This is a genomic window from Streptomyces sp. NPDC047061, from assembly GCF_040643955.1.
Classification (GTDB): Bacteria; Actinomycetota; Actinomycetes; order Streptomycetales; family Streptomycetaceae; genus Streptomyces.
Map to the genome: position 1 here is coordinate 30271 of NZ_JBEYVI010000014.1, position 22120 is coordinate 52390.

General features: G+C 71.3%; 22 protein-coding genes and 4 pseudogenes. 16 read left to right on the forward strand and 10 right to left on the reverse strand.

The genetic code is table 11. The features are described from left to right. Positions 1–50 precede the first annotated feature (50 nt). The 4 genes and pseudogenes from ABZ887_RS21220 to ABZ887_RS21235 all read left to right on the forward strand — a co-directional run bounded on the left by ABZ887_RS21220 (position 51) and on the right by ABZ887_RS21235 (position 2830). Complete coding sequence (locus ABZ887_RS21220; RefSeq protein ID WP_361291638.1) at positions 51–449, forward strand: DUF3592 domain-containing protein; 399 nt, start codon at positions 51–53, stop codon at positions 447–449. A gap of 9 nt (positions 450–458) precedes the next feature. Continuing rightward, positions 459–1007: pseudogene (locus ABZ887_RS21225) on the forward strand (reductase); the annotation flags it as partial. 245 nt (positions 1008–1252) lie between these two features. Further along, positions 1253–2542 carry an ROK family transcriptional regulator gene (locus ABZ887_RS21230; RefSeq protein ID WP_361291640.1) on the forward strand — a complete coding sequence of 430 codons (1290 nt, stop codon included), beginning with the start codon at positions 1253–1255 and terminating at the stop codon, positions 2540–2542. Positions 2543–2611: 69 nt separating this feature from the next. Further along, on the forward strand, positions 2612–2830 hold the full coding sequence (locus tag ABZ887_RS21235) for a hypothetical protein (RefSeq protein WP_361291642.1): 219 nt from the start codon (positions 2612–2614) through the stop codon (positions 2828–2830). A gap of 7 nt (positions 2831–2837) precedes the next feature. Here ABZ887_RS21235 and ABZ887_RS21240 read toward each other — a convergent pair whose 3' ends face one another. Continuing rightward, positions 2838–3800, reverse strand: coding sequence for an SDR family NAD(P)-dependent oxidoreductase (locus ABZ887_RS21240; RefSeq protein ID WP_361291644.1), 963 nt, complete (start codon positions 3798–3800; stop codon positions 2838–2840). 433 nt (positions 3801–4233) lie between these two features. Between ABZ887_RS21240 and ABZ887_RS21245 the strand changes: the two genes are divergently transcribed. Next, entirely contained in the window at positions 4234–4491 is a 258-nt protein-coding gene (locus ABZ887_RS21245) for a hypothetical protein (protein WP_361291646.1), read from the forward strand. Between the two features lie 19 nt (positions 4492–4510). Here the strand turns inward: ABZ887_RS21245 and ABZ887_RS21250 are convergent, their stop codons facing one another. The 4 genes and pseudogenes from ABZ887_RS21250 to ABZ887_RS21265 form a co-directional block, all read right to left on the reverse strand. Continuing rightward, complete coding sequence (locus ABZ887_RS21250; protein WP_361291648.1) at positions 4511–5752, reverse strand: family 16 glycosylhydrolase; 1242 nt, start codon at positions 5750–5752, stop codon at positions 4511–4513. 166 nt (positions 5753–5918) lie between these two features. Next, complete coding sequence (locus tag ABZ887_RS21255; RefSeq protein ID WP_361291937.1) at positions 5919–6605, reverse strand: VanZ family protein; 687 nt, start codon at positions 6603–6605, stop codon at positions 5919–5921. 270 nt (positions 6606–6875) lie between these two features. Continuing rightward, positions 6876–7508 carry a DUF4230 domain-containing protein gene (locus tag ABZ887_RS21260; protein WP_361291939.1) on the reverse strand — a complete coding sequence of 211 codons (633 nt, stop codon included), beginning with the start codon at positions 7506–7508 and terminating at the stop codon, positions 6876–6878. Between the two features lie 216 nt (positions 7509–7724). Next, positions 7725–7892: pseudogene (locus ABZ887_RS21265) on the reverse strand (transcriptional regulator); the annotation flags it as partial. 9 nt (positions 7893–7901) lie between these two features. Here ABZ887_RS21265 and ABZ887_RS21270 point away from each other — a divergent pair. The 3 genes and pseudogenes from ABZ887_RS21270 to tuf form a co-directional block, all read left to right on the forward strand. Then, a pseudogene (locus tag ABZ887_RS21270) lies at positions 7902–8429 on the forward strand (SDR family NAD(P)-dependent oxidoreductase); the annotation flags it as partial. A 59-nt stretch (positions 8430–8488) separates the two neighbouring features. Continuing rightward, complete coding sequence (locus tag ABZ887_RS21275; protein WP_361291650.1) at positions 8489–9445, forward strand: ribose-phosphate pyrophosphokinase; 957 nt, start codon at positions 8489–8491, stop codon at positions 9443–9445. Between the two features lie 65 nt (positions 9446–9510). After that, a complete protein-coding gene (tuf, locus tag ABZ887_RS21280) occupies positions 9511–10704 on the forward strand; it encodes an elongation factor Tu (protein ID WP_361291652.1) in 1194 nt (397 codons plus the stop codon). A 32-nt stretch (positions 10705–10736) separates the two neighbouring features. Here the strand turns inward: tuf and ABZ887_RS21285 are convergent, their stop codons facing one another. Both ABZ887_RS21285 and ABZ887_RS21290 read right to left on the reverse strand, forming a co-directional pair. Next, positions 10737–11129, reverse strand: coding sequence for an anti-sigma factor antagonist (locus tag ABZ887_RS21285; protein ID WP_361291654.1), 393 nt, complete (start codon positions 11127–11129; stop codon positions 10737–10739). A 174-nt stretch (positions 11130–11303) separates the two neighbouring features. Beyond that, the gene (locus tag ABZ887_RS21290; RefSeq protein WP_089103412.1) at positions 11304–11732 is read right to left on the reverse strand and encodes a MarR family transcriptional regulator; all 429 of its coding nucleotides are present in this window, start codon (positions 11730–11732) and stop codon (positions 11304–11306) included. Between the two features lie 144 nt (positions 11733–11876). Here ABZ887_RS21290 and ABZ887_RS21295 point away from each other — a divergent pair, with 144 nt between their 5' ends. Together ABZ887_RS21295 and ABZ887_RS21300 are read left to right on the forward strand one after the other, a co-directional pair. Next, a complete protein-coding gene (locus ABZ887_RS21295) occupies positions 11877–13334 on the forward strand; it encodes an aldehyde dehydrogenase family protein (protein ID WP_361291657.1) in 1458 nt (485 codons plus the stop codon). A 25-nt stretch (positions 13335–13359) separates the two neighbouring features. Then, positions 13360–14466, forward strand: a complete 1107-nt coding sequence (locus ABZ887_RS21300) for an NAD(P)-dependent alcohol dehydrogenase (protein ID WP_361291659.1) — start codon at positions 13360–13362, stop codon at positions 14464–14466. 9 nt (positions 14467–14475) lie between these two features. On the opposite strand, the pseudogene ABZ887_RS21305 reads toward ABZ887_RS21300, so the two are convergent. Then, positions 14476–15174: pseudogene (locus tag ABZ887_RS21305) on the reverse strand (NADP-dependent oxidoreductase); the annotation flags it as partial. A gap of 373 nt (positions 15175–15547) precedes the next feature. Here ABZ887_RS21305 and ABZ887_RS21310 point away from each other — a divergent pair. Continuing rightward, positions 15548–16396 carry a hypothetical protein gene (locus ABZ887_RS21310; protein ID WP_361291661.1) on the forward strand — a complete coding sequence of 283 codons (849 nt, stop codon included), beginning with the start codon at positions 15548–15550 and terminating at the stop codon, positions 16394–16396. A 4-nt stretch (positions 16397–16400) separates the two neighbouring features. Here the strand turns inward: ABZ887_RS21310 and ABZ887_RS21315 are convergent, their stop codons facing one another. Then, positions 16401–16967, reverse strand: a complete 567-nt coding sequence (locus ABZ887_RS21315; RefSeq protein WP_361291663.1) for a TetR family transcriptional regulator — start codon at positions 16965–16967, stop codon at positions 16401–16403. Next, positions 16964–17326 (reverse strand): DUF1304 family protein, encoded by a 363-nt coding sequence (locus tag ABZ887_RS21320; RefSeq protein WP_361291665.1) that lies wholly within the window; start codon positions 17324–17326, stop codon positions 16964–16966. Before ABZ887_RS21320 ends, ABZ887_RS21315 begins: the two co-directional genes overlap by 4 nt. Positions 17327–17674: 348 nt before the next feature. Between ABZ887_RS21320 and ABZ887_RS21325 the strand changes: the two genes are divergently transcribed. From ABZ887_RS21325 to ABZ887_RS21345, 5 genes are read left to right on the forward strand one after another with little or no spacing between them, the layout of a single operon-like run. Beyond that, complete coding sequence (locus tag ABZ887_RS21325; protein WP_361291667.1) at positions 17675–19495, forward strand: ATP-binding protein; 1821 nt, start codon at positions 17675–17677, stop codon at positions 19493–19495. 5 nt (positions 19496–19500) lie between these two features. Then, positions 19501–19911 (forward strand): roadblock/LC7 domain-containing protein, encoded by a 411-nt coding sequence (locus tag ABZ887_RS21330; RefSeq protein ID WP_046733906.1) that lies wholly within the window; start codon positions 19501–19503, stop codon positions 19909–19911. Further along, positions 19908–20279, forward strand: coding sequence for a DUF742 domain-containing protein (locus ABZ887_RS21335; protein ID WP_361291670.1), 372 nt, complete (start codon positions 19908–19910; stop codon positions 20277–20279). Before ABZ887_RS21330 ends, ABZ887_RS21335 begins: the two co-directional genes overlap by 4 nt. Continuing rightward, the gene (locus ABZ887_RS21340; protein ID WP_361291672.1) at positions 20260–20865 is read left to right on the forward strand and encodes an ATP/GTP-binding protein; all 606 of its coding nucleotides are present in this window, start codon (positions 20260–20262) and stop codon (positions 20863–20865) included. The genes ABZ887_RS21335 and ABZ887_RS21340 overlap by 20 nt, the downstream gene beginning before the upstream one ends. Next, positions 20862–22109, forward strand: coding sequence for a cytochrome P450 (locus ABZ887_RS21345; RefSeq protein ID WP_361291674.1), 1248 nt, complete (start codon positions 20862–20864; stop codon positions 22107–22109). The genes ABZ887_RS21340 and ABZ887_RS21345 overlap by 4 nt, the downstream gene beginning before the upstream one ends. Positions 22110–22120: the final 11 nt, after the last annotated feature.

Below are 22120 nucleotides of genomic sequence, written 5' to 3' on the forward strand. Positions count from 1 at the left end.
TTCTGCACCCGAGGTGCCGAACGGTCGGGCAGGGCAGAAGGGTTGGGACATTGAACATCGGCGCGGTGCTGTGCACGGTGGCCGGCCTGGGGCTGTTCGTGGCCGCGGCGCACGAGGGCAGGGTGGTGCACCGGTTGCGGCGGCACGGGGTGCACGCCCGGGGACTCGTCGTGGACAACGTGCGCACCACCGACAGCGACGGGCCGAAATGGGTCCCGGTCATCGCCTTCACGGACCGCCTGGGCTACCGGGTGGAGTTCTCGCCGCGGGTCCAGGGGTCCGGCATGGGGCTCGCGACGGGACGGCAGGTGGAGGTCGTCTACCTGGCCCAGAACCCGCAGGTCGCCCGGGTGCGCATGTGGCGGCACGTCGTGGGGCCGGTGGTGCTCCTGACTCTCGGCGCGCTGGTCTTCCTGGGGGTCGGAGTGCTCATCGCCGTCACGAGCTGACCCCGCATCTACCGGGGCACCGGCTCCGGCCACCTGACCGCCCTGCGTCCCGGCGACACGGTCCACGCCCGTGTCCAGCCCTGCCGGGAGGCCTTCCGCATCGACGGCACCGCACCGGTCGTCATGATCGCCGCCGGCACCGGCCTGGCCCCCTTCCGGGGCGCCGTCGCCGACCGCACGGCAGCGCTCGCGGCAGGCGCCGAACTCCCGCCCGCCCTCTGCTACTTCGGATGCGACGCAGCCGACGCCGACTACCTGCACGCCGAGGAGCTGCGAGCCGCCGAGAAGGCTGGCGCGGTCTCCCTCCGCCCCGCCTTCAGCACCGCGGGCACCTTCGTCCAGCACCGCATCGCGGCCGAGGCCGACGAGGTGTGGGAGCTGCTGACCGCGGGCGCCCGGGTGTACGTGTGCGGCGACGGCGCCCGCATGGCACCAGGCGTACGGGAGGCGTTCCGCACGATGTTCCGTGACCGCGTCCCCGAGGGAAATCCCGACGAATGGCTGAACTCCCTGGTGGCGGACGGCCGTTTTGTGGAGGATGTATACGCGTCGAGCTGATTGACGCCGCCGCCTGCAGCGCCCCGTCAGGGGCGCGGGGCTGTACTGGTATGCGGCTCCGCCGCGTGGGCGCGAGCAACCACGACGAGCCGTTCGCCCGGGTGCGTCCCCACCCCGATGGCGCGACCCGGTATCAACCCCTCCTTAGCTCACAGCGTGAACTAAGGGTTGGGAAAATATCGCTTCCGGCCCCCCGAAGGAGTATGTTGCAGGTCGGGCAGGGTTCGTGAAGGGAGCGGAGCCACATGGCGGGGCGGAACGGGCGCACGGTACGCGACCTCAGGAGGGCCAACCGCACGGCCGTACTGCAGCGGCTCTACTTCGACGGCCCCCTGAGCCGCTTCGAGCTGGGCCCGGCGACGGGCCTGAGCTCCGGATCGGTGAGCAACGTGGTCGCGGACCTGGTCGCCGACGGCCTGGTCGAGGAGGCCGGCAGCGTCGACTCCGACGGCGGCCGCCCCCGCACCCTGCTGCGTGTCGCCCCGCACAGCGGTCACATGATCGGCGTGGACGTCGGCGAGACCCGGGTCCGGGTCGAGCTGTTCGACCTCAACCTGACCGAACTGGCCCGTGTCGAGCGGCCGTTGGAGCAGCAGGGCTACGACGTCGAGGTGATCGTCGGCCACATCCGGGACGGTATCGACGAGGTCCTGGCCATCGACGGAGGTTCGCCCGAGCTGCTGCTCGGCGTCGGTGTCGGCGTCCCCGGCATCATCGAGCACACCGAGGACCGGGGTGCCGTCGTGCACGGCCAGACCATCGGCTGGGACGCCGTCCCCCTGGAGGAGCTCCTCCGCTCCGGCTGCCGGCTCCCGGACTCCGTGCGGTACTTCATCGACAACGGCGCCAAGACCCTCGGCCAGGCCGAGATGTGGTTCGGCGCCGGGCGCGGCGCGGACAACGCGGTCGTGGTGCTGTTCGGCTCCGGCGTCGGCGCCTGCCTGGTCTCCGCCGAGGTGGAGCACGGCCGGGCCGTCGAATGGGGACATCTCACCGTACGGGTACGGGGCCGCCGCTGCCGTTGCGGCGCGCTCGGCTGCCTGGAGGCGTACGCCGGTGCCGAGTCGCTGCTCGCCCGCTGGCGCGAGGAGGGCGGCCGCCCGGCCGAGGGCCTCGACGAGGAGACCGCGCTCACCGCGATGCTCGCCGCCGCCTACCCGCCCGAGGGCAGCGAGCCCGACCCGGTCGCGCTCGCCGTCCTGGAGGAGACCGCCGAGTACCTGGGCGCCGGCCTCTCCGACCTGATCAACCTCTTCCAGCCCGAGCGGATCCTGATCGGCGGCTGGGCCGGGCTACAGCTCGGCGCCCGGTTCCTGCCCGCTGTACGCCGGTATGCGACCACCTACGCGCTGCGCCACCCCGCCGAGCAGGTCACCATCGACCTCGGCCGGCTGGGCCCGGACGCGGTCACCGTCGGCGCCGCGATCCTGCCCCTCGCCGACTTCTTCAGCCGCGGCGGCCGCCGCGCGGAACCGGCGACCGAGGACCGGCTCCCCGCGTGGCGCAGGGCCCTGGAGGAGCGCAGCCCGCGCTGACCCGCGTGTTTCGCCGCGTGCGGGCGAGGTACTCGCCTGACGCTCGGAACGACGCGAGGGGAGTGTGCCGTGGACGAGAAGCAGGGCGGCAAGCCGGTCCCCAGGGACCTGCCGGACCAGCAGGCCGGGTCCGGCCGGGACCCCTGGGAGGCGGCGGAGATCCGCCCGCCGCAGGACCGCGACGAGGACCTCCCCGACCCCGACGAGGCCGGCGCGGGCCCCCGGGGAGCACCGCGCTCGGGGGCGGTGCACCCCGAGGACCCGGTGCCCGACGAGCCGTCGGCCTGAGCACGGCTCAGGCGAACGCGTCGACGCCCGTCAGCTCCGCCGACAGGTCCCACAGCCGGGCGGCCTGCTCCGGGTCGACCGCCCAGGCCTTCACCCCGGTCGGCTCGCCCTCCGCGGCGGGCTCGGCGATGTCGCAGTCCTCCAGGTACACCCCGCCCATGCCGTCCAGCTGCGGGGAGGTGGCCGCCCAGGTCTGGGTGGCCGCACCCTGCTCCGGCGTCTTCAGGCCCGCGACCTCCAGCAGGTTCCCCTGCTCGTCCGCCCAGCCGCGCTCGATCTTCTCCGCGAGGGGGATGTGCCGCTGCAGCGGGGTCATGATGCCGCCTGGGTGCAGCGCGAGGGCCCGTACGCCGGAGTCCCGGCCGAGCCGGTCGAGGTGCACGGCGAACAGCACGTTCGCCGTCTTGGCCTGGCCGTACGCCTCCCACTTGTCGTAGCCGTGCCGCCGCTGGACGTCGTCCCAGCGCATCCCGGAGAAGTGGTGGGCACGCGAGGAGACCGACACGACCCGCGCGCCGCCGGGCTCGACGGCCGGCCAGAGCCGGTTGACCAGGGCGAAGTGACCGAGGTGGTTGGTGGCGAACTGGGCCTCCCAGCCGGGCCCGACCCGGGTCTCCGGGCAGGCCATGATCCCCGCGCTGTCGATCATGAAGTCGACGGTCCGGCCGGAGGCCAGGAACCGCTCGGCGAAGCCGCGCACGCTCTCCAGGTCGCCGAGGTCCAGCTCGTCCACCTCGACCCCGTCGAGGCCTGCCAGCGCCTCGCGGGCGGCCTCGACGCGCCGTGCGGGGACGACGACGCGGGCGCCCGCCCCGGTGAGGGCCCTGGTGGTCTCCAGGCCCAGCCCGGAGTAGCCGCCGGTGACGATCGCGAGCCGGCCGCCGAGGTCGAGGCCCGCCAGGACCTCGTCGGCCGTGCTGCCCGCGCCGAAACCGGAACCGATCTTGTGCTGAGGTGTCGTAGCGCTCATGACTCGAACGCTACGAAATGGAGTGCTCTCGAAGTCAAGCGGACCTCCCTGACCGTCCCGAGCGGTCGAGAGCGGTCGCGAACGGTCCCGAACAGCGGAAAGCCCCGGTCGCGACGGGGGATTCGCGGCCGGGGCGGCCAGATGGTGGGCACGGATGGCGGTCGCCTCTCGGCGAAGTGCTCCACAGGGCTTCAGCCGAACGATCGTCCCTGTGGGCGAATGGTGAGGCCCGGGGACACTGTCCCATCCGCACCCACGGCTGGTTCAACGGACAACTACCTCGGGGTGTTCCGAGCCTGTGAGTGATGCGCGTCACCTCATCCCCAAGTGTGTGCAAACGTCCGGGCAAATCCCCGGCCGACGGCCCCTCGGACGGCCGGGCCGAGCGACTCAAACCGGTCACTTCCGCCCGGACGGATCTACCCTCGATTGCATGACCGAGATAGCGAGCCCGTTCATCTCCCAGCCACGGATCCTGGTGCTCGGGGTCATGCCCGGCAAGCCCGGCACCCCGCCCTTCCGCATCGTGGAGATCGACGGTGAGGTGGTCTGCCAGGCGCGCACCGTCACGGATGTGCTGGAGGTCGCCGCGTCCTACGGCATCAAGGTCCACGACCTGGACGACCCGAACGTGGTCTGCTGGGTGGGCGGGGACAAGTTCACCTGGACGCCCCGCCCGGCGCGCCGCTAGCCCGCGGCACGCCCTGTGCTCAGCCGACCGTCCACTTCTGGTTGGCGCCGCCCGTGCAGGTCCAGATCTGCAGCCGGGTGCCGTTGGCCGAGTTGTTGCCCGTGACGTCCAGGCACTTGTTCGCCTGTGGGTTCACGATGTCGTTCGCCGACGAGACGGCCCACTTCTGGGCGGCGGTGCCGTTGCAGTCGTAGAGCTGGACCGTCGTGCCGTCCGCCGTGCCGCCACCGGTGACGTCCAGGCACTTGCCCAGGGCGCGGACGGTGCCGTCGCTGCCGACCGTCCACTGCTGCGCGGCGGTGCCGTTGCAGTCGTAGAGGTCGACGGGCGTGCCGTTGGCGGTGTTCGCCCCGGCCACGTCCACGCACTTGCCGGCCAGGCCCTTGATCGCGACCCCGGTCGCGCTGTCACTGGTGGTCACCGACACGGAGTCCACGACCAGCTGCGCCGGGAAGACGGTCGAGCTGTTCGGGTCGCCCGGCCAGTCGCCGCCCACGGCCAGGTTGAGGATCAGGAAGAACGGCTTGTTGAAGGCCCAGGTGTTGCTGCCCACGTCGGCGGGGGTGCGCGTCTGGTAGACCACGCCGTCGACCGACCACTTGATCGAGTTGGGCGCCCAGTCGACGGCGAACGTGTGGAAGGCGTCCGCGAAGGCCTGCCCGTTCGACAGCGAGTAGGCGGCGCCTATCCCGTTGGAGCCGGAGTAGCCGGGGCCGTGGATGGTGCCGTGGATGGTGGAGGGCTCGTAGCCGACGTTCTCCATGACGTCGATCTCACCGGAGTTCGGCCAGCCGACCGACCCGATGTCCGTGCCGAGCATCCAGAACGCCGGCCACATGCCCTGCCCGCGCGGGATCTTCATCCGGGCCTCGACGTGTCCGTACTGCGCGCTGAACTTCCCGGAGGTGTTCATCCGGGCCGAGGTGTACTGGCAGGTGCCGTACCAGCACTGGTAGTTGGCGGGGTTCTCCTTCTTGGCCGTGATGACCAGGTGACCCTGGCCGTCGAGGGCCGCGTTGTTGGTGCCGGAGGTGTAGTACTCCCGCTCGTGGTTGTTGACGTTGTCACCGGTCTCCAGCGTCCACTTCGAGGAGTTGACCGCCGAACCGGCGGCCCCGTCGAAGGTGTCGGAGAAGGTGACGGCGTCCGCGCTCGCGCCGGCGGCCTCGGCCCGGTGTGCGGGACCGAACGCGACGGACCCGACCAGCGCGGCGGACAGGGCGGCGAAGAGACATCTGCGGAGCAGTCGTGGGGAGGCCATGGCGCTCCCTTCCGTACGGCGGCCGGGCGCGGGGAGGCGTCCGGCCGGGGTGGGGGGTAAGGGCGATGCCTCTTGACTTAAGGAGTGAGATAAGGGACGCGTCAATACTTTGGTACGGACCAGTACAGGACGATCTGATGGCTGGTTCCGGCCGCCCTTCCGGCTGTCACACCTTGCGCTTGCGGGCGTGCACCGCGCGGCCCAGCCGCCGGCCCAGCAGCAGCCAACCGACCAGCGCCCCCGTGGTGTTGAGGATGACGTCGTCCACGTCGAACGCCCGGCCGGCGACCAGCGCGCCCTGCGCCATCTCCACCAGCAGCATCACGATCGCGGTGAGCAGCAGCACCCGCAGGACGCCCCGGGCGCCGGGCGCGAGGACCGGCACGAGGATCCCGAAGGGGACGCCGAGCAGGACGTTCCCGCCGATCTGTTTCACGGCGTCACGGAACGCGGGCTGGTCCAGATAGATCCTGAGAGTGGCGCCGGGGTGCAGATTGGTGTGGGCGATCGACACCGACGCGGGGGACGGGTCGAGCGTCAGCTGGGCCAGTACGACGGCGAACGCCACCATGGCGACGAAGGCGCACGTCATGGCCAGCAGCCGCAGCGGGAGCGGCAGCGGCCGGCGCTCGACACCGCCGGGCTTGGCGGTGGGCTTGGTGGAGGGCTTGGTGGAGGCTTTGGCCGCGGCCTTGCCGGGAGCCTTTCCGGGGCCGGTCGCCTTGCCGGCGGTGCCCTTCTTGGCGGCGCTCTTCCTGACGGCGCCTGCGGGCTTTGTGGCGCCTCCCTTCTTCGCGGTGGACCCGGGCGCGGTGGGGCGGGCCTTGACCAGGCGTGCGGCCTTGGTGAACAGCCCGGCGCCCCGGCCGGTGCCCTCGTCCTTCTTCGTCCCCTCGTTCGGGTCGCCCTTGGCGGTGCGCGGGCGCGAGGCGGCGCTGGCCATGAGGTCCTCCACTCGTCAATTCGGCGGCGTGGTAACGCTGTTACCCGCCGAGCGCCGGGAGATGCCGACCTCTTTGCCGACACCCGCGCCCGACAGGTCGGGCGACGGGAAGGCAGCGGACCCCGGTCGCCCTCCACCGGGGAGCGACCGGGGTCCTGCCGGGCTGTCACCCGGTGTCGATCAGACCGTCCCGTAGGACACGTGCACCTCCGTGAAGCCGAGGGAGTGCAGCAGGCCCTCCAGCATGTCGGTGGTGTTGGTCTCGGCGCGGGTGGTCAGCCCGCTGTCCTTGGCCGCGGCCGAGATGTGCTTCACCGCCAGCTTCTGCACCGCCTGCTCGCTGTTCGGGTTGTCCGAGAACAGGTCGCCGATCCGGTCGAGCAGACCGCGCTGCTTGGAGACGGCGTACGAGTGGTCGGCGTCGAGGGTGGCCTTGCCCAGCTGCGCGTGCGGCAGCCGGATGGTGGCCTCGGTCCGGTCGTCGTTGACCGTCACGTCCTTCTGGGCGATCCTGCCGAGGTCGACATAGGAGTCGACGGTGCCCGCGCCGACGTACAGGGTGCGGGTGCCGCGGATCGCGCTGGGCAGGTACTTGGCGTCCTTCTCCAGGTCCACGACGACCTGGAAGTTGCCGGAGGCCGCGTCGTAACGGCTCATGTCCTGGATGGACTTGAGCAGCGCCGGGCCGGTGTTGTCGCGGGTCTCCGTGCCGAACAGGTCCTTGATCCCCGGCAGCACCGCCAGTTTGATGCCGGCGAACAGCACCACGAGCACCAGCACCAACCCGGTGACCAGTTTCGCCCAGCCGGGCATGCGCCGGGGCCGGGCCGTGACGGGAGCCTCCTGCGTGGAGCTCGCCTTGCTCTCCTTGGTGGAACTCGCCATGTGACGGTCCTCCTTTCCAACGACACGAATGCCCGCCAAAAGCCTTGTCAGACCGTGTTGTCGGCGGATTGAGACAGCTGAGGCGGGACTGATACATGCGATGCCTCAGCGCGATCTTCGCAGCTTCTCCGTCCGGGGGAACGGTCAGGCCCGGGCGGCCAGTTCCGCGATCCGGCGCGCCGACGCCGAACCCGGATCCGCGGTGACGAGGACGACCTCCTGGTCGTCCTCCGGCACCAGCAGGACGTCGCAGTTCAGCCGCAGGCGTCCCAGCTCCGGATGGTCGAGGACCTTGGTGCGATGCCCCGGTGCCCCGGCAGCATCGAGCGGGCCGCCGCCTCCGTCGACCGCCTCGACGTCCTGGTCAACAACGCGGGCGTCCAGCCGGTGACCGGCACCCCGTCTGAAACCGGCGTCGAGGGCTTCCGGCAGACCTACGAGACCAACGTCTTCGGCGTCATCGCGGTCACCAACGCCTTCCTGTCGGCCCTGCGCCGCTCCGCCCGCCCGCGCGTCGTGAACGTCTCCAGCGGCACCGCGTCCCTCGCCTGGAGTACCGGACCGAATCCGCAGTTCACCGAGGGTGTCCCCAGGTCCGCCGCCTACCGCTCCGCCAAGGCCGCGCTGAACGCGCTGACCGTCCTGTACGCCCAGGAGCTGGCCGGGGACGGGATCAAGGTGAACGCCCTCGCCCCCGGGCGGCGCGCCACCGACCTGGTGCCCGGTGCCGCCGTCGGGGGCGGCGATCCGGCCGAGGGCGCGCGGGGTGCCGTACGGCTGGCGCTGCTGCCCGACGACGGGCCCACCGGCGGGTTCTTCTCCTTTGACGGCACACCCGTGCCGTGGTGAGAGCCGCCCGGTCCGTAGCATGAGCCCGTAGCCCGTATTGATCATGCGAGGAGCGGATCGTGCGAGACATCGCCGTCTTCAGCGGCAGCGCCCACCCCCAGCTGTCCGAGGAGGTCTGCGCGCACCTCGGGGTGCCGCTCAGCCCGACCCGGGTCAGCCGGTTCGCCAACGACTGCCTGGAGGTTCAGCTCCAGGCCAACTGCCGGGAGCGGGACGTCTTCCTGATCCAGCCCCTGGTCCGGCCGGTGCAGGAGCACCTGGTGGAGCTGCTGCTGATGTGCGACGCGGCCCGGGGCGCCTCCGCCGGCCGGATCACCGTCGTCATGCCGCACTACTCCTACGCCCGCTCCGACAAGAAGGACGCCCCGCGCATCTCGCTCGGCGGCCGCCTCGTCGCCGACCTGCTGGTGGCCGCCGGCGCGAGCCGGGTCCTCGCCATGACCCTGCACGCCCCGCAGGTGCACGGCTTCTTCTCGGTGCCGGTCGACCACCTGCACGCGCTGCGCGAGCTGGCGGCGCACTTCCGGCGGTACGACCTGTCGCGCACCACCGTCGTCTCGCCCGACCTCGGCAACGCCAAGGAGGCCGCCGCCTTCGCCCGGCTGATCGGCGCCCAGGTGGCGGCCGGCGCCAAGCAGCGGTATCCGGACGACCGGGTCACCATCAGCTCGGTGATCGGCGAGGTGGCCGACCGGGACGTCATCGTGCTCGACGACGAGATCGCCAAGGGCAGCACGGTCATCGAACTCCTTGAACGGCTAAGGGAGTTGGGGCCGCCCCGGTCGATCCGGATAGCCTGTACCCACGGGCTGTTCGCGGCCGGGGCGCTCAAGCGGCTGAGCGAGCAGCCCGACGTGCTGGAGATCGTCTGCACCAACACCGTGCCGGTGCCCGCCGAGGAGCACACCGACAAGCTGCGGATCCTGTCCATCGCCCCGGCGCTGGCGGAGGCCGTACGCCGTATTCACAACGGTGAGTCCGTGAGCGCCCTGTTCGACGAGCCGCGCAACCTTTAGACAGGAAGGAGGAGTTGTAGCGCTGAACCGCGCTCGGCGGCACCGACGCGATCAGGAGGCCCCCAGTGGCGAAGGCCAGGTTCGAGCGGACGAAACCACATGTGAACATCGGCACCATCGGGCACATCGACCACGGCAAGACCACACTCACCGCGGCGATCACCAAGGTGCTGCACGACAAGTTCCCCCAGCTCAACCCCTTCACCCCGTTCGACCAGATCGACAAGGCACCCGAGGAGCGGCAGCGCGGCATCACCATCTCCATCGCGCACGTCGAGTACCAGACGGAGCGCCGGCACTACGCGCATGTCGACTGTCCCGGCCACGCCGACTACATCAAGAACATGATCACCGGGGCCGCCCAGATGGACGGGGCGATCCTGGTGGTCGCCGCCACCGACGGGCCGATGCCGCAGACCAAGGAACACGTGCTGCTGGCCCGCCAGGTGGGCGTGCCGTACATCGTCGTCGCGCTCAACAAGACCGACATGGTCGACGACGAGGAGATCCTGGAACTGGTGGAGCTGGAGGTGCGCGAACTGCTCACCGAGTACGAGTTCCCCGGCGACGACATCCCGGTGGTCCAGGTCTCCGCGCTCAGGGCCCTGGAGGGTGACCCCCGGTGGACCGCGGCGCTGCTCGAACTCCTCGACGCCGTCGACGAGTTCGTGCCCGAGCCGGTGCGGGACGTGGACCGGCCGTTCCTGATGCCGATCGAGGACGTCTTCACCATCACCGGCCGGGGGACCGTCGTCACCGGCCGGATCGAGCGCGGCGTGCTGCGGGTCAACAGCGAGGTCGAGATCATCGGCATCCACCCGCAGAAGACGCGGACCACGGTCACCGGCGTCGAGATGTTCCGCAAGCTGCTCGACGAGGGCCGGGCCGGGGAGAACGTCGGACTGCTGCTGCGCGGGGTGAAACGGGACGACGTCGAGCGCGGCCAGGTCGTCATCAAACCCGGAACGGTCACCCCGCACACGGAGTTCGAGGCCCGCGCCTACATCCTCTCCAAGGACGAGGGCGGCCGGCACACCCCGTTCTTCGAGAACTACCGCCCCCAGTTCTACTTCCGCACCACCGACGTGACCGGGGTGGTCACCCTGCCCCCGGGCTCCGAGATGGTGATGCCGGGCGACAACACCACGATGCACGTCCAGCTGATCCAGCCGATCGCGATGGAGGAGGGCCTGAAGTTCGCGATCCGCGAGGGCGGGCGGACCGTCGGCGCGGGTCAGGTGACGAGGATCATCACCTAGCCGATCCGGGAGCGAGCAGGGTGGCAACGGTGTCATAAGGTGCCGGACGTGGCCTCGGGCTGCCCCAGGGCCGCGTCCAGCGTCGCCCTGGGCGGCAGCAGCCGCGACAGGCCGGTCACCTTCAGCACGCGCAGGGTCAGCGGGTGCGCGCAGACCAGCTGGAGCTGTCCGCCGCGCTCCAGCACCCTGCTGCGCGCGCGGTAGAGCAGCCGCAGCCCCGAGCAGTCGAAGAACTCGACGTGCAGCAGGTCGATCACCACCCGGGCGTTCTCCCGGGCGGTCACCCGGTCCAGGTAGGGCATGATCTCCGTCGCCGCCGCGATGTCGATCTCGCCCCGCAGCTCCAGCACCGTGTGGCCGCGATCCTGGTGGACGCGCAGGTGCCGGGAGAGCGGCGCGGGATCCTGCCGGGAGTCCTGGCGCACGGCGACATCACCTCCCACCCCTGCCGGTTCAATTCCGTTCCCCGCCTTGCAAGTTACCCTCGATGGAGGGAATTTGAGCATGTTCGATTGACATATGTCTGCTGCTTCGGCTCGCCATTTTCTGTGGCGTGCGCGACAGTCGGGGAACGGGCACGTGAGAGCCCTGACGCACGGCTAGGACAGCGCGTGCCACGCCTTGCTCAGCGCCTGGCGGAACTGCTCCTCCTGATGCGCGGTGAGCTCGCGGACCATCCGCTCCTCCAGCTCCCGCACCGGCCCGGCGACCCCGGCGAGCAGCTCGCGCGCGGCGTCGGTCAGCAGGATCAGCAGCTCCCGCCGGTTGCGCGGATTGCGCTCCCGTCGGATGAGCCCGCGCGTCTCCAGGGACCGTACGAGGTCGGCCATCGACTGGGCGGTGACGAACGAGTCCCGGGCCAGCTGGGCCGCCGACAGGCCGTCGTGGCGCTCCAGGACGGTCAGGGCCGTGTACTGCAGCGCGGTGATCCCGGCGGGCTTCACCAGCTCGTCGAGATGGGAGCGCACCACCAGCTCCACCTGCTTGACCATGTACAGCAGCGAGGGGCCTGTCTTTGTACCGACCATGCGTTCACCCTAGCCCATTGACAGGAATCCTGTCTGTAATCAGACTGCGGACCAGATGCTCTACCAACAGGAATCCTGTTTGTTGAAAACTTGGCGGCCAAGGTGCTCCGCGCCGGCCGCGCCATCGACGCTGGGGAGTGGGCAATGACGACCACCTTCGAGAACGGACCGGGGCAGCTGTTCATCGGCGGCCAGTGGCGGGAGGCCGCCGACGGGGCCCGGACGGAGGTGACCGACCCGGCCACCGGCCAGGTGGTCACCACCGTCGCGGAGGCCGGGGCCGCCGACGTCGACGCCGCCGTGCGCGCCGCCCGCGAGACCTTCGACGCGGGGGACTGGTCCGGACTCAGCGGCCGGGAGCGCGGCCGGGTGCTGCACCGCGTCGCCGAGCTGATCCGGGAGAACGCCGAGGAGATAGCCGCCCTGGAGAGCCTGGACGTCGGCAAGCCCATCACGCTCGCCGGAGCCGTCGACGTCACCAACGCGGCCAACGACTACGAGCACTTCGCGGCCCTCGCCCACTCCCTGGACGGCGCCGTCCGCGACATCCCGCTCAACGCCCTCGCCTACACCCGGCGCGAGCCGATCGGCGTGGTCGCCGCCATCACCCCGTTCAACTTCCCCCTCATCCTGGCCGGTTCGAAGATCGGCCCGGCCCTCGCCGCCGGCAACACGGTCGTCCACAAGCCCGCGGACGAGACCCCGCTCAGCGCTCTTTACATGGCACGCCTGTTCCAGCAGGCGGGGGTTCCGGACGGTGTCGTGAACGTCGTCACCGGCGCCGGGCCGGTCGCGGGCGAGGCGCTGCTGCGCCACCCGGGCGTCGACAAGGTCGCCTTCACCGGCTCCACCGCCATCGGGCGGCACGTGGCGAGCACGGCCGGGGAGGCGCTCAAGCCGGTCACCATGGAACTCGGCGGCAACGCGGCCCACCTGGTCTTCGAGGACGCCGACCTGGAGAAGGCCGTCGGCGCGGTCATCAAGGCCTTCGTCTTCAACACCGGCCAGTTCTGCATGGGCGGCCCCCGGCTCCTGGTCGCCCGCCCGGTCTACGCCACCCTGCTCGGCATCCTCGCCGAGGCCGTCCCCGGCGTCCCGGTCGGCGACCCGCGCGACCCGGCCACCGTGGTCGGCCCGATGGCGGGGGAGAAGCACCTGCGCAAGGTCGAGGAGTACGTCGAACTCGCCCGCAAGGAAGGTGCCCGCATCGTCTGCGGCGGCGAACGCCTCGACCTGGACGGCGGGTTCTACTACCGGCCGACCGTCGTCGCCGACCTGCCCAACGACTCCCGGGTGATCCAGGACGAGATCTTCGGCCCGGTCCTCACCGTGCAGCCCTTCGACTCCGAGGACGAGGCCGTCGCCCTCGCCAACTCCACGCCGTACGGCCTGGCTTCGGGCATCCAGACCGGCAGCCTGGCCCGCGCGCACCGGGTCGCCGCGCGCCTGCAGGCCGGGATCGTCTGGGTCAACGACTGGGCGATGCTCGACCCCGCGGTCCCCTTCGGCGGCGTCAAGGCCTCCGGCTTCGGCCGCGAGTACGGCCCGGAGTCCCTCGCCGCCTACACCAAGGTCAAGTCCGTCGTCGTCTCGCTCGACTGAGCCCCGCAGACCAGGAGTTCCTACGATGTCCCTCACCACCCGAGCCGCCGTGGTCGAGTCCGGCGGCGCCTCCTTCACCCTCAGCGACGTCGAACTCGACGCGCCGGGGCCCTACGAGGTGCTCGTCCGCATGGTGGCCACCGGTCTGTGCCACACCGACCTCAGCGTGGCGAGCGGCGGACTTCCCTTCCCGCTGCCCGGAGTCCTGGGCCACGAGGGCGCCGGCGTCGTCGAGGCCGTCGGCTCCGCCGTCACCGGCGTGGCCCCCGGCGACCACGTCGTGCTGTCCTTCACCTCGTGCGGCACCTGCCGCAACTGCAACGGCGGCCACCCCGCCTACTGCACCACCTGGCTGCCGCTGAACCTGATCGGCGGCCGGCGCGCCGACGGCACGGCCACCGTCAGCCGCGGCGGCGAACCGCTCGGCGGCCACTTCTTCGGCCAGTCCTCCTTCGCCGAGCGGGCGCTGGTGGACGAGCGCAGCCTGGTCAAGGTCGACCCGGACGTGCCGCTGGAGTCGATCGCCCCGCTCGGCTGCGGGGTGCAGACCGGCGTCGGCGCCGTGTGGAACGTCCTGGAGCCGACCACGGGCAGCACGATCGTCGTCCTCGGCGCCGGAGCGGTCGGCCTGTCGGCCGTGATGGCCGCCGCGCTCACCCCCGCCACCACGATCGTCGCCGTCGACCGGGTGGCCGAACGCCTCGAACTGGCGAGGGAGGTGGGCGCCACCCACACCGTCGACGCCACCCGGGAAGACGTGGGGGAGGCCCTTGGGCGCATCTCGGGCGGAGCCGGCGCCGACGGCATCGTGGAGACGACCGGCAGCGTCGCCGTCCTCCGCCAGGGCGTCGACGCGCTCGCCGCCCGCGGCACCCTGGTCGTGGTCGGCGCCCCGCCCTTCGGCACCGAGGTCCCGCTGGACGTCAACGGGTTGCTGGCCGGCAAGCGGATCGTCGGCCTGACCCTCGGCGACAGCGAGACCCAGGCCTTCATCCCGGCCCTGGTCCGGCTGGTCCGCGAGGGACGGCTGCCGCTGCACCGGCTGATCAGCACCTACCCGTTCGCCGAGATCGACCGGGCCGTGCAGGACATGAGCACGGGCAAGGTGATCAAGCCCGTGCTCACCTTCTGACCGCGCAGGTCAGTCGACGACCAGGACCAGCTTCCCGGTGGTCCGGCCGGTGCCGCCCAGCTCGTGCGCCTTGGCGGCATCGGCCAGCGGGAAGGTCCCCGCGACGGTCGCCCGCAGCTTCCCCGCCTCCACCAGCTCCGCGATCGCCCGCATCCCCGCCCGGTCGGCGTCCACCAGCATCCGCACCGCCCGCACGCCCAGCCGCTCGGCCTCCTCGTGGAACCGCGGGCCGCCCACGGGCAGGATCGACACCACGACCCCGCCCGGCCGCAGCACCCGCAGCGAGGCAACCGAGGTGTCGCCGCCGATCGTGTCCAGGACGACGTCGACGTCCCGTACCGTCTCCGTGACGTCCACGGACTGGTAGTCCACCGGCTCGTCCACGCCGATCTCCCGCAGGAAGCCGTGCTTGGCGGCGCTCGCCGTGCCGATCACGTACGCGCCGCGCGCCTTGGCGATCTGCACCGCCACATGCCCCACCCCGCCGGCCGCCGCGTGGATCAGCACCCGCTGCCCCGCCTGTACGTCGGCGTTCTCCACCAGCGCCTGCCAGGCCGTCAGCGACACCAGCGGCAGCGCGGCCGCCTGCACATGGTCGATCCCGGCCGGCTTCGGCACCAGGGCGCGGGCGGGGAGGGTCACGTACTCGGCGTGCGTGCCGTGCCCGTACGGGTAGGACGCCATGCCGAAGACCTCGTCGCCGGGCCGGATCACGAAACTGGGTTCCGGTGTCGCTACTTTGAGTTAGACTCGGTTTCAGCGCGTTGCGAGAGCCAAGCGCGCGCTGTTTGCCGACGCTCACGTCAACCGGGCTGGTTCCAACCCGGCTGGTGCTGATCGTGTAAGACTCGGCCGTTCGCTGAGCGGTCAAGCTGCGTGAGCCAGGAATCCCCCTTCCGTGGTTGGGGGAGGGTTCAAGTCGTTCATGGTCACCCAGTTCGTCTGGGCGTACCCGCTGGGGAAAGGGCACGATTCCCAATAGCCCGTGGAATCGTGCCAGCCCCTTCTTCTGACGAGCCTGAACGTTCCGGCCCGCTCCGCCGTCCAAGGACGGCAACGGTGACGAGCGGCGGGGGTTGGCATGCGCAGAGGGCTGGCGGCGGGGACGGTGCTGGTGGCGGCCGTGGCGGTGGGGTGCGACGGCGCGGGCGGGCCGGCCGTCGTGGTCGAGGGGACGCCGCCGGCGACGCCGTACCGCGGGTCGCTGGACATCCCCACGAAGGAGGTCGACGAGAGCACCCCGCAGGCCATGCGCACCGCCTCCGGCGCGGCCGGCCGCGCGCTGGAGTGCGACGGAGAGATCTACTGGGGCAGCGGGCCCGACGGCTGGAACGAGAGCGACGGCGGCGACTCGCCCGAGGACGGCCTGCGGCTCTTCTTCCACATGTTCGACCCGGAGGCGCCGCGCAGCGGCTACCGCGTGGAGCGCCGGGAAGCGGACCGGGTGCTCTACTCCTACGACGTCGGCGGGCGCACGAAAGTGGCCGTCGTGGTCGCCAAGGACCAGAAGGGCAGGCCCGGCTGGGGGCCGGAGACCGACGCCAGCTGCGATCCGTCCGAACTCCCGGCGCGTGTGACGACGGGAGCGGGATGGCCCGAGATCTGGAGCGACGCGCAGGGCCGCCGGGTCCCGGTCTCGAAGATCACCAGCTCCTCCGGCTCCGAGCACTGCGGCTGGCAGTCGGCACACTTCCTGACGGTCGGCGGCAGGACCTACGTCCGTGATCCGCACGGGGTGTTCGCCGGGGGCTCCGAACTCGTCGGACGCTACGTCGGTGACACCATGATGCCAGCCGACGCGCACGACACCGGCTACCGCTTCCGCGACCGGCGGCTGTGGCTGACGGACGACGGCGGCACGGCCTACGTCCGCACCTCGCACGGCGTGGAGGCCTGGCCCGGGGAGCGGCGCGGCTTCGCCTGTGCCTGACCGCTCAGCGGCTCATGTGCAGGGCGACCAGCAACTGCCAGACCTGGTCCGCCACTTCGTCCGGACCGGCGTCGAGCAGGCCGTGCAGCCAGTCGGCCAGCACCCCGGCGAAGGTGGCGGCCACCGCCGAGGCCACCAGCGGGGCGTCCGCCGCGCCCACCAGCTCCCGCTCGGCCAGGCTGCGCGCCCGCAGGTCCCGGTGCAGCACCCGGCCCAGCGGACCCCCGCCGCCGGGTGCGAGCAACTCCCGGTACAGGGCCGCGTGCGGGACCAGCCCGGCGAAGAACTCCGGCAGCGCCGGCGGTGCATGCACCGGGTCCGGCCGGCCGCGCCAGGCGTGCAGCGCGTCCACGGCCTCCCGGACGACGTCCGCGCAGGCGTCGACCGCCAGCGCCTCCAGGCCGTCGTAGTGGACGTAGAAGGTGGCCCGGCCCACCCCGGCCCGGCGCGCCACCGCGGCCACCCCGGCCTCGGCGAGCGGTCGTTCGGCGCACTCGTCGAGCAGGGCCTGCCGCAGTCGCGCCCGGGTGCGGGCGGCCCGTGGGTCCTCGGCGGCCGGGCGGCCGGTCACCGGGCGGCGAGGACGGCGGCCAGTGCGAGCGCGCCGGGCAGCGCCTGAGCGAACAGGATCCGCCGGTTGGCCGTGACCGCGCCGTACACCCCCGCCACCACCACGCACGACAGGAAGAACACCTGGGCCCGGAAACCCGTCGGATCGGCCGCGACCAGCCCCCACACCAGGCCCGCCGCCAGGAAGCCGTTGTAGAGCCCCTGGTTGGCGGCGAGCGGCGCGGTCCGGCGGGCCAGTTCCGCGTCGAAGCCGTGGAAGCGCATCCCCGGGCCCTTCTGCCACAGGAACATCTCCATCACCAGGATGTACGCGTGCAGCGCGGCCACCAGCCCGACCAGCACGTTCGCCAGAATTTCCATGATCGGCGGATCCTCCCCATCTCTTGAACAGGTGTCCACTATAGCTGGACAGGTGTCCATGAGATCTCGGGTCGGTGTGGGATCCGATTGAGGGGTACATGTCGGGAAGTCGCAGCCAGGAATGGGTATTTGTTGATTTGCCGCCAACTGGCGGAGCGTGACGGAACCCTCACTTCCTCTGCTTGTCGAGGTTGATCCTTTGGGGTTCAAACCCGATAAGCTCCCTTCCGTCACAGCGAGTTGACGCACCCTTCGGTGGGTCCGTCCTGCCGTGTGCACTCATGAGTGCGGCCCTCGCGCACTGCCCCTGTTCGTTGCTGTTCGATTGTGTTGCTTCTAAGGATGCAGATGGAACTCGCCACTCCGCCGCCGGCGGCGCGGGCCCCTGTCGCCTGGTACAGCTGGTGGCTGATGCCGCTGGCCTTAGGGGGAGGGACAGTCGCCGCCACGTTCATGAGCTCCGAGCGAATAACCGCCGCCGTCGCCGGCGCCGCGGCCACCGTCGCGAGCTCTGTGTGCGTGCGGCTCCTGATTCGCTCGCAGCGTCAACTGCGCAGCTCCGAAGGGTCGTTCCGCAGCTCGCAGGCCGAGCACTCCCAGCAGTGGCAGCAGCATGTCTCGGGCCTGGAGCGCAAGTTCTCCGCCGAGCGCGCCACGCTGGAGGCCCAGCTCAACGAGCAGTCGGCCACGTTCGACGCCCAGCTCGGTGAGCAGACGTCCGCCTTCGAGGCCCGGCTCACCGACCGGACCGCCCACTACGACGCCCAACTGGCCGAGCAGGCACGGGCGTACGAGGAGCGGCTCGGCGACCAGCTGAAGTCCTCCGAGGCGCAGCTCGCCGACCAGGCCGAGGTCTGGCAGGAGCAGCTCACGCACCAGCGGGCCGCGATCTCCCGGCTCGCCGACGAGCAGCTGCCCGACGGACTGAAGCGGCTGCGGGACGGCGACGCCATCGACGACCTGCTGCCCGTCACCGACCAGTGCGCCAAGGTGGACAAGGACGTCCAGGCCGACCTGCGCCGGATCCTGCGCACCGCGCTGATCGGCGTGGAGGAGGAGTTCAACCGCTCCACCTCCGCCGAGCAGGCCGTGATCAGCGTCGGCAACCGGATCCACGTCCTGACCAGCAAGCTGCGCGGCCGCCTGCACGAGATGCAGGGCGAGCACGGCCGGCTGCCCGCCGTGGCCCGCGGTCTGATGGAGCTCGACCAGGAGCTCGGCCCCGCCGACTCGCTCGCCGGCAGTATCGGCGTGCTCGGCGGCTCGGACCGCCCCGGCCGCCAGTGGCAGGAGCCCCAGCGCCTGCTCAGCGTGGTGCGCGGCGGCATCGGCCGGATCAAGGACTTCCACCGCGTCGAGGTCCGGCACCTGCCCGAACTCGGCGTCGACGGCGGTCTGGTGGACCATCTCACGCTGATCTTCGCCCACCTGCTGGACAACGCGGCCCGCTATTCGCCGCCCACCGAGCCGGTCGTCGTCTCCGGCAAGGAGGTACCCAACGGCGTCGGCATCGAGATCCAGGACTCCGGCAAGGGCCTGAGCGAGGAGAAGAAGCGCGAGGCCGAGCACTCCCTGGCGGGCACCGACGTCGGACCCGGTATCGGGGGCATCTCCGAGGACGCCAACATCGGCCTGCGGGTCGTCGGCATCCTCGCCCGCCGCTACGGCATCCGGGTCACCTTCGCGGACTCGCCCTGGCTCGGCACCTCGGTGGTGGTCGTGGTCCCGCACAAGTTCTTCAGCCCGCTGCCCGCGGCCCCCGCCGCTCCGGCCCCCGTGACGGCCGCACCCGCCGCCGCGTCCCCGGTGCAGGCGCACGGCCCGGTCGCCGTCGAAACCGTCACTCAGCCGGAGTCCGGCGAGGCCCAGGACACCACCCCGGGCGGACTGCCCCGGCGGCGCAGCCGGCGCCGCGAGGAGGAGCAGCCCGAGGAGCGCACCGCGCGCACGGAGGGCGCCGCGTTCCCCGCGGTCCCGCCCGAGGAGTCCTTCGCCGGCCTGGCCGCCTTCGCCACCGCGGGCCGCGCGCCCGTCGCGGACGAAGCGGCGGACAGCGAGGCCGAGTTGACCGGAGACGAAGACGACGCGGCACTCGCGACCCCGGCCGGCGCCGATGACGCCGCCGCCGGGCGCGAGTCCGCCGAGCACCGCACTGAAGAGAGCGACTAGTCCACATGACGCAACAGGGAACCGACGTGAGCTGGGCGCTCCGTGATCTGGTGGAGAGTATCCCGGAGATCCGTTTCGCCCTCGTGGCCTCCAGCGACGGCAAGGCCATCACCTCCTTTGGTGCCGAGGACCCCGACGACGTGGACCGCTTCGCGGCCGTGGTGGCGGGGCTGCAGGCCCTGGCCCAGCCGGTCGCCGAGCAGTTCCCCAAGTACGCGGGGCAGCTGCGGCTGGCGATGATCGAGGTCGACGGCGGTCATCTCTTCGTCGTACGGGCCGGTGTGGAGACGTATCTCGGGGTCCTCGCCCGCGAAGGGCTCGACCAGGGGCTGCTCGGTCACCAGATGAGGGACCTGTCACGGCGGATGGGCGAGCTGCTCGGCACCTCTCCGCGCCTGGAGGAGCACTCTGGATGAGTGCTCCCCACCGGCCCACGGATCCGTCCGGTCTCGAGCGCTATTACGTCCTCACCGGGGGACGCAGCGGACCGGGCGGGTCGGCGTCGAGCCTCGACGTGGCCACCCTCGTCGTCTCCCGCACCGCCCCGGTCCCGGGGATGCAGCACGAGTACGAGGAGATAGTCCGGCGCTGCCGTGATCCGCTGTCGGTGGCCGAACTCACCGCCCATCTCGGATTGCCCTTCAACATTCTCGCGGTGCTGTTGGCGGATCTGCTGGACGCAGGCCGTATTGAAGCCCGTGATCCCATTCCGGCGCACCACGCCGGACGCGGGCCTGACCTCGCGCTCCTCCAGGAGGTACTCAGTGGACTTGAAAGGCTTTGACCATCCCGGCGACCCCGGTGCCGGGGGGACCCGCTCGGTCAAGGTGATGATCGCCGGGGGGTTCGGCACCGGGAAGACCACCATGGTCCGCTCCGTCAGCGACATCAAGCCGCTCACCACCGAGGAGACCCTCACCCAGGCGACCGTCGGCGTCGACAACCTCATCGGCGTCGCGGACAAGACCGAGACCACGGTCAGCCTCGACTTCGGCAAGATCAGCCTCAACGAGAACCTGATGCTGTACCTGTTCGGCACCCCCGGACAGGAACGGTTCTGGTTCCTGTGGAACGGCCTGTTCAAGGGCGCGCTCGGCGCGATCGTCCTGGTGGACACCCGAAGACTGGCCTCCAGCTTCCGGGCGATCGAGGAGATGGAGCGGCAGAACGTGCCCTTCGTCATCGCCCTGAACGTCTTCCCCGACTGCAAGGAACACCCCGTCGAGGAGATCCGGGACGCCCTCGACATCTCCCCGCACACCCCGATCGTGGCCTGTGACGCCCGGGACCGGGCCTCCAGCCGCGACGTACTGATCGCCCTGATACGTCATTTGAAGGAACGCTCCGCCGTCGCACTGGAGCCCCGATGAACGACCAGAGCCTCGACAGTCCCGACGCCCCCCGCGGCTGCCCGGTCGCGCACGGTTCGCCCGAGCTGGCCCGGCTGTACGGGCCGGAGGCGGCGACCGACCCGCACGACATCTACGAGCGGCTGCGCAAGGAACACGGCTCCGTCGCGCCGGTGCTGCTGGAGGGCGACATCAACGCCTGGCTGGTGCTGGGCTACCGGGACAGCCGGCGGGTGCTCGACAACCCCAGCCAGTTCCCACGGGACGCGCGGACCTGGCGGGACTACCGGGAGGGACGGGTCCAGGAGACCTCTGCCCTGATCCCGATGCTCGCCTGGCGTCCCGACTGCGTGTCCCAGGACGGTGAGCCGCACCGCAGGCTGCGCGGCGCCGTCAACGACGTGCTGCAGGCCGCCGTCAGCCGTGGTACCCGGCGCCACGCCACGCACTTCGCCAACAAGCAGATCGACCGGTTCGCGGCCGTCGGCCGCGCCGATCTGGTGGCGGACTACGCCGACTTCGTGCCGATGCTCGTGATGAGCCGCGTTCTCGGGCTCGCCGAGGTGGAGGGGCGCCGGCTGGTCGAGTCCTGCGCCGAGCTGCTCAAGGGCGGCGAGGACGCCGTGATGCACGACGGCAGGATCAGGGAGATCTTCGGCGAGCTCGTCGAGCGCAGGCGGACCGAACCCGGCTCCGACCTCGCCACCGACCTCCTGGACCATCACGCGGCTCTCGACCACGACGAGGTCGTCGACCACCTGCGCATGGTGATGATCGCCGCGGCTGTCACGACCAACCTGCTGGCCCGGGTGCTGCGGCTGGTCCTGACCGACGCCTCCCGGCTCTCCGGGCTGACCAGCGGGCAGCTGAACATCTCGGCGGTGATGGAGGAGGCCATGTGGAACTCCCCGCCGCTGACCGTCCTGCCGGGACGCTTCGCCGCCAGCGACGTCGAACTGGGCGGGCATCTCATCGGTGCGGGCGACCTGCTCGTGCTCGGTCTCGCCCCGGGCAACCTCGACCCCGAGGTCCGGCCCGACCCGGATGTCTCGGTGGAGGGCAACCAGGCGCACCTGGCGTTCGGCGCGGGCCCTCACGAGTGCCCCGGGCAGAGTATGGGTCAGTCCATGATCGAGATCGCGGTGGACGTCCTCCTGCACCGGCTGCCGGGCCTGCGGCTGGCCGTGCCGGCGGACGAGCTCACCTCGACGGCCTCCACCTGGGAGTCCCGGCTGGACAGGCTGCCGGTCGAGTTCCCGGTCTGAGCACGCTGCTG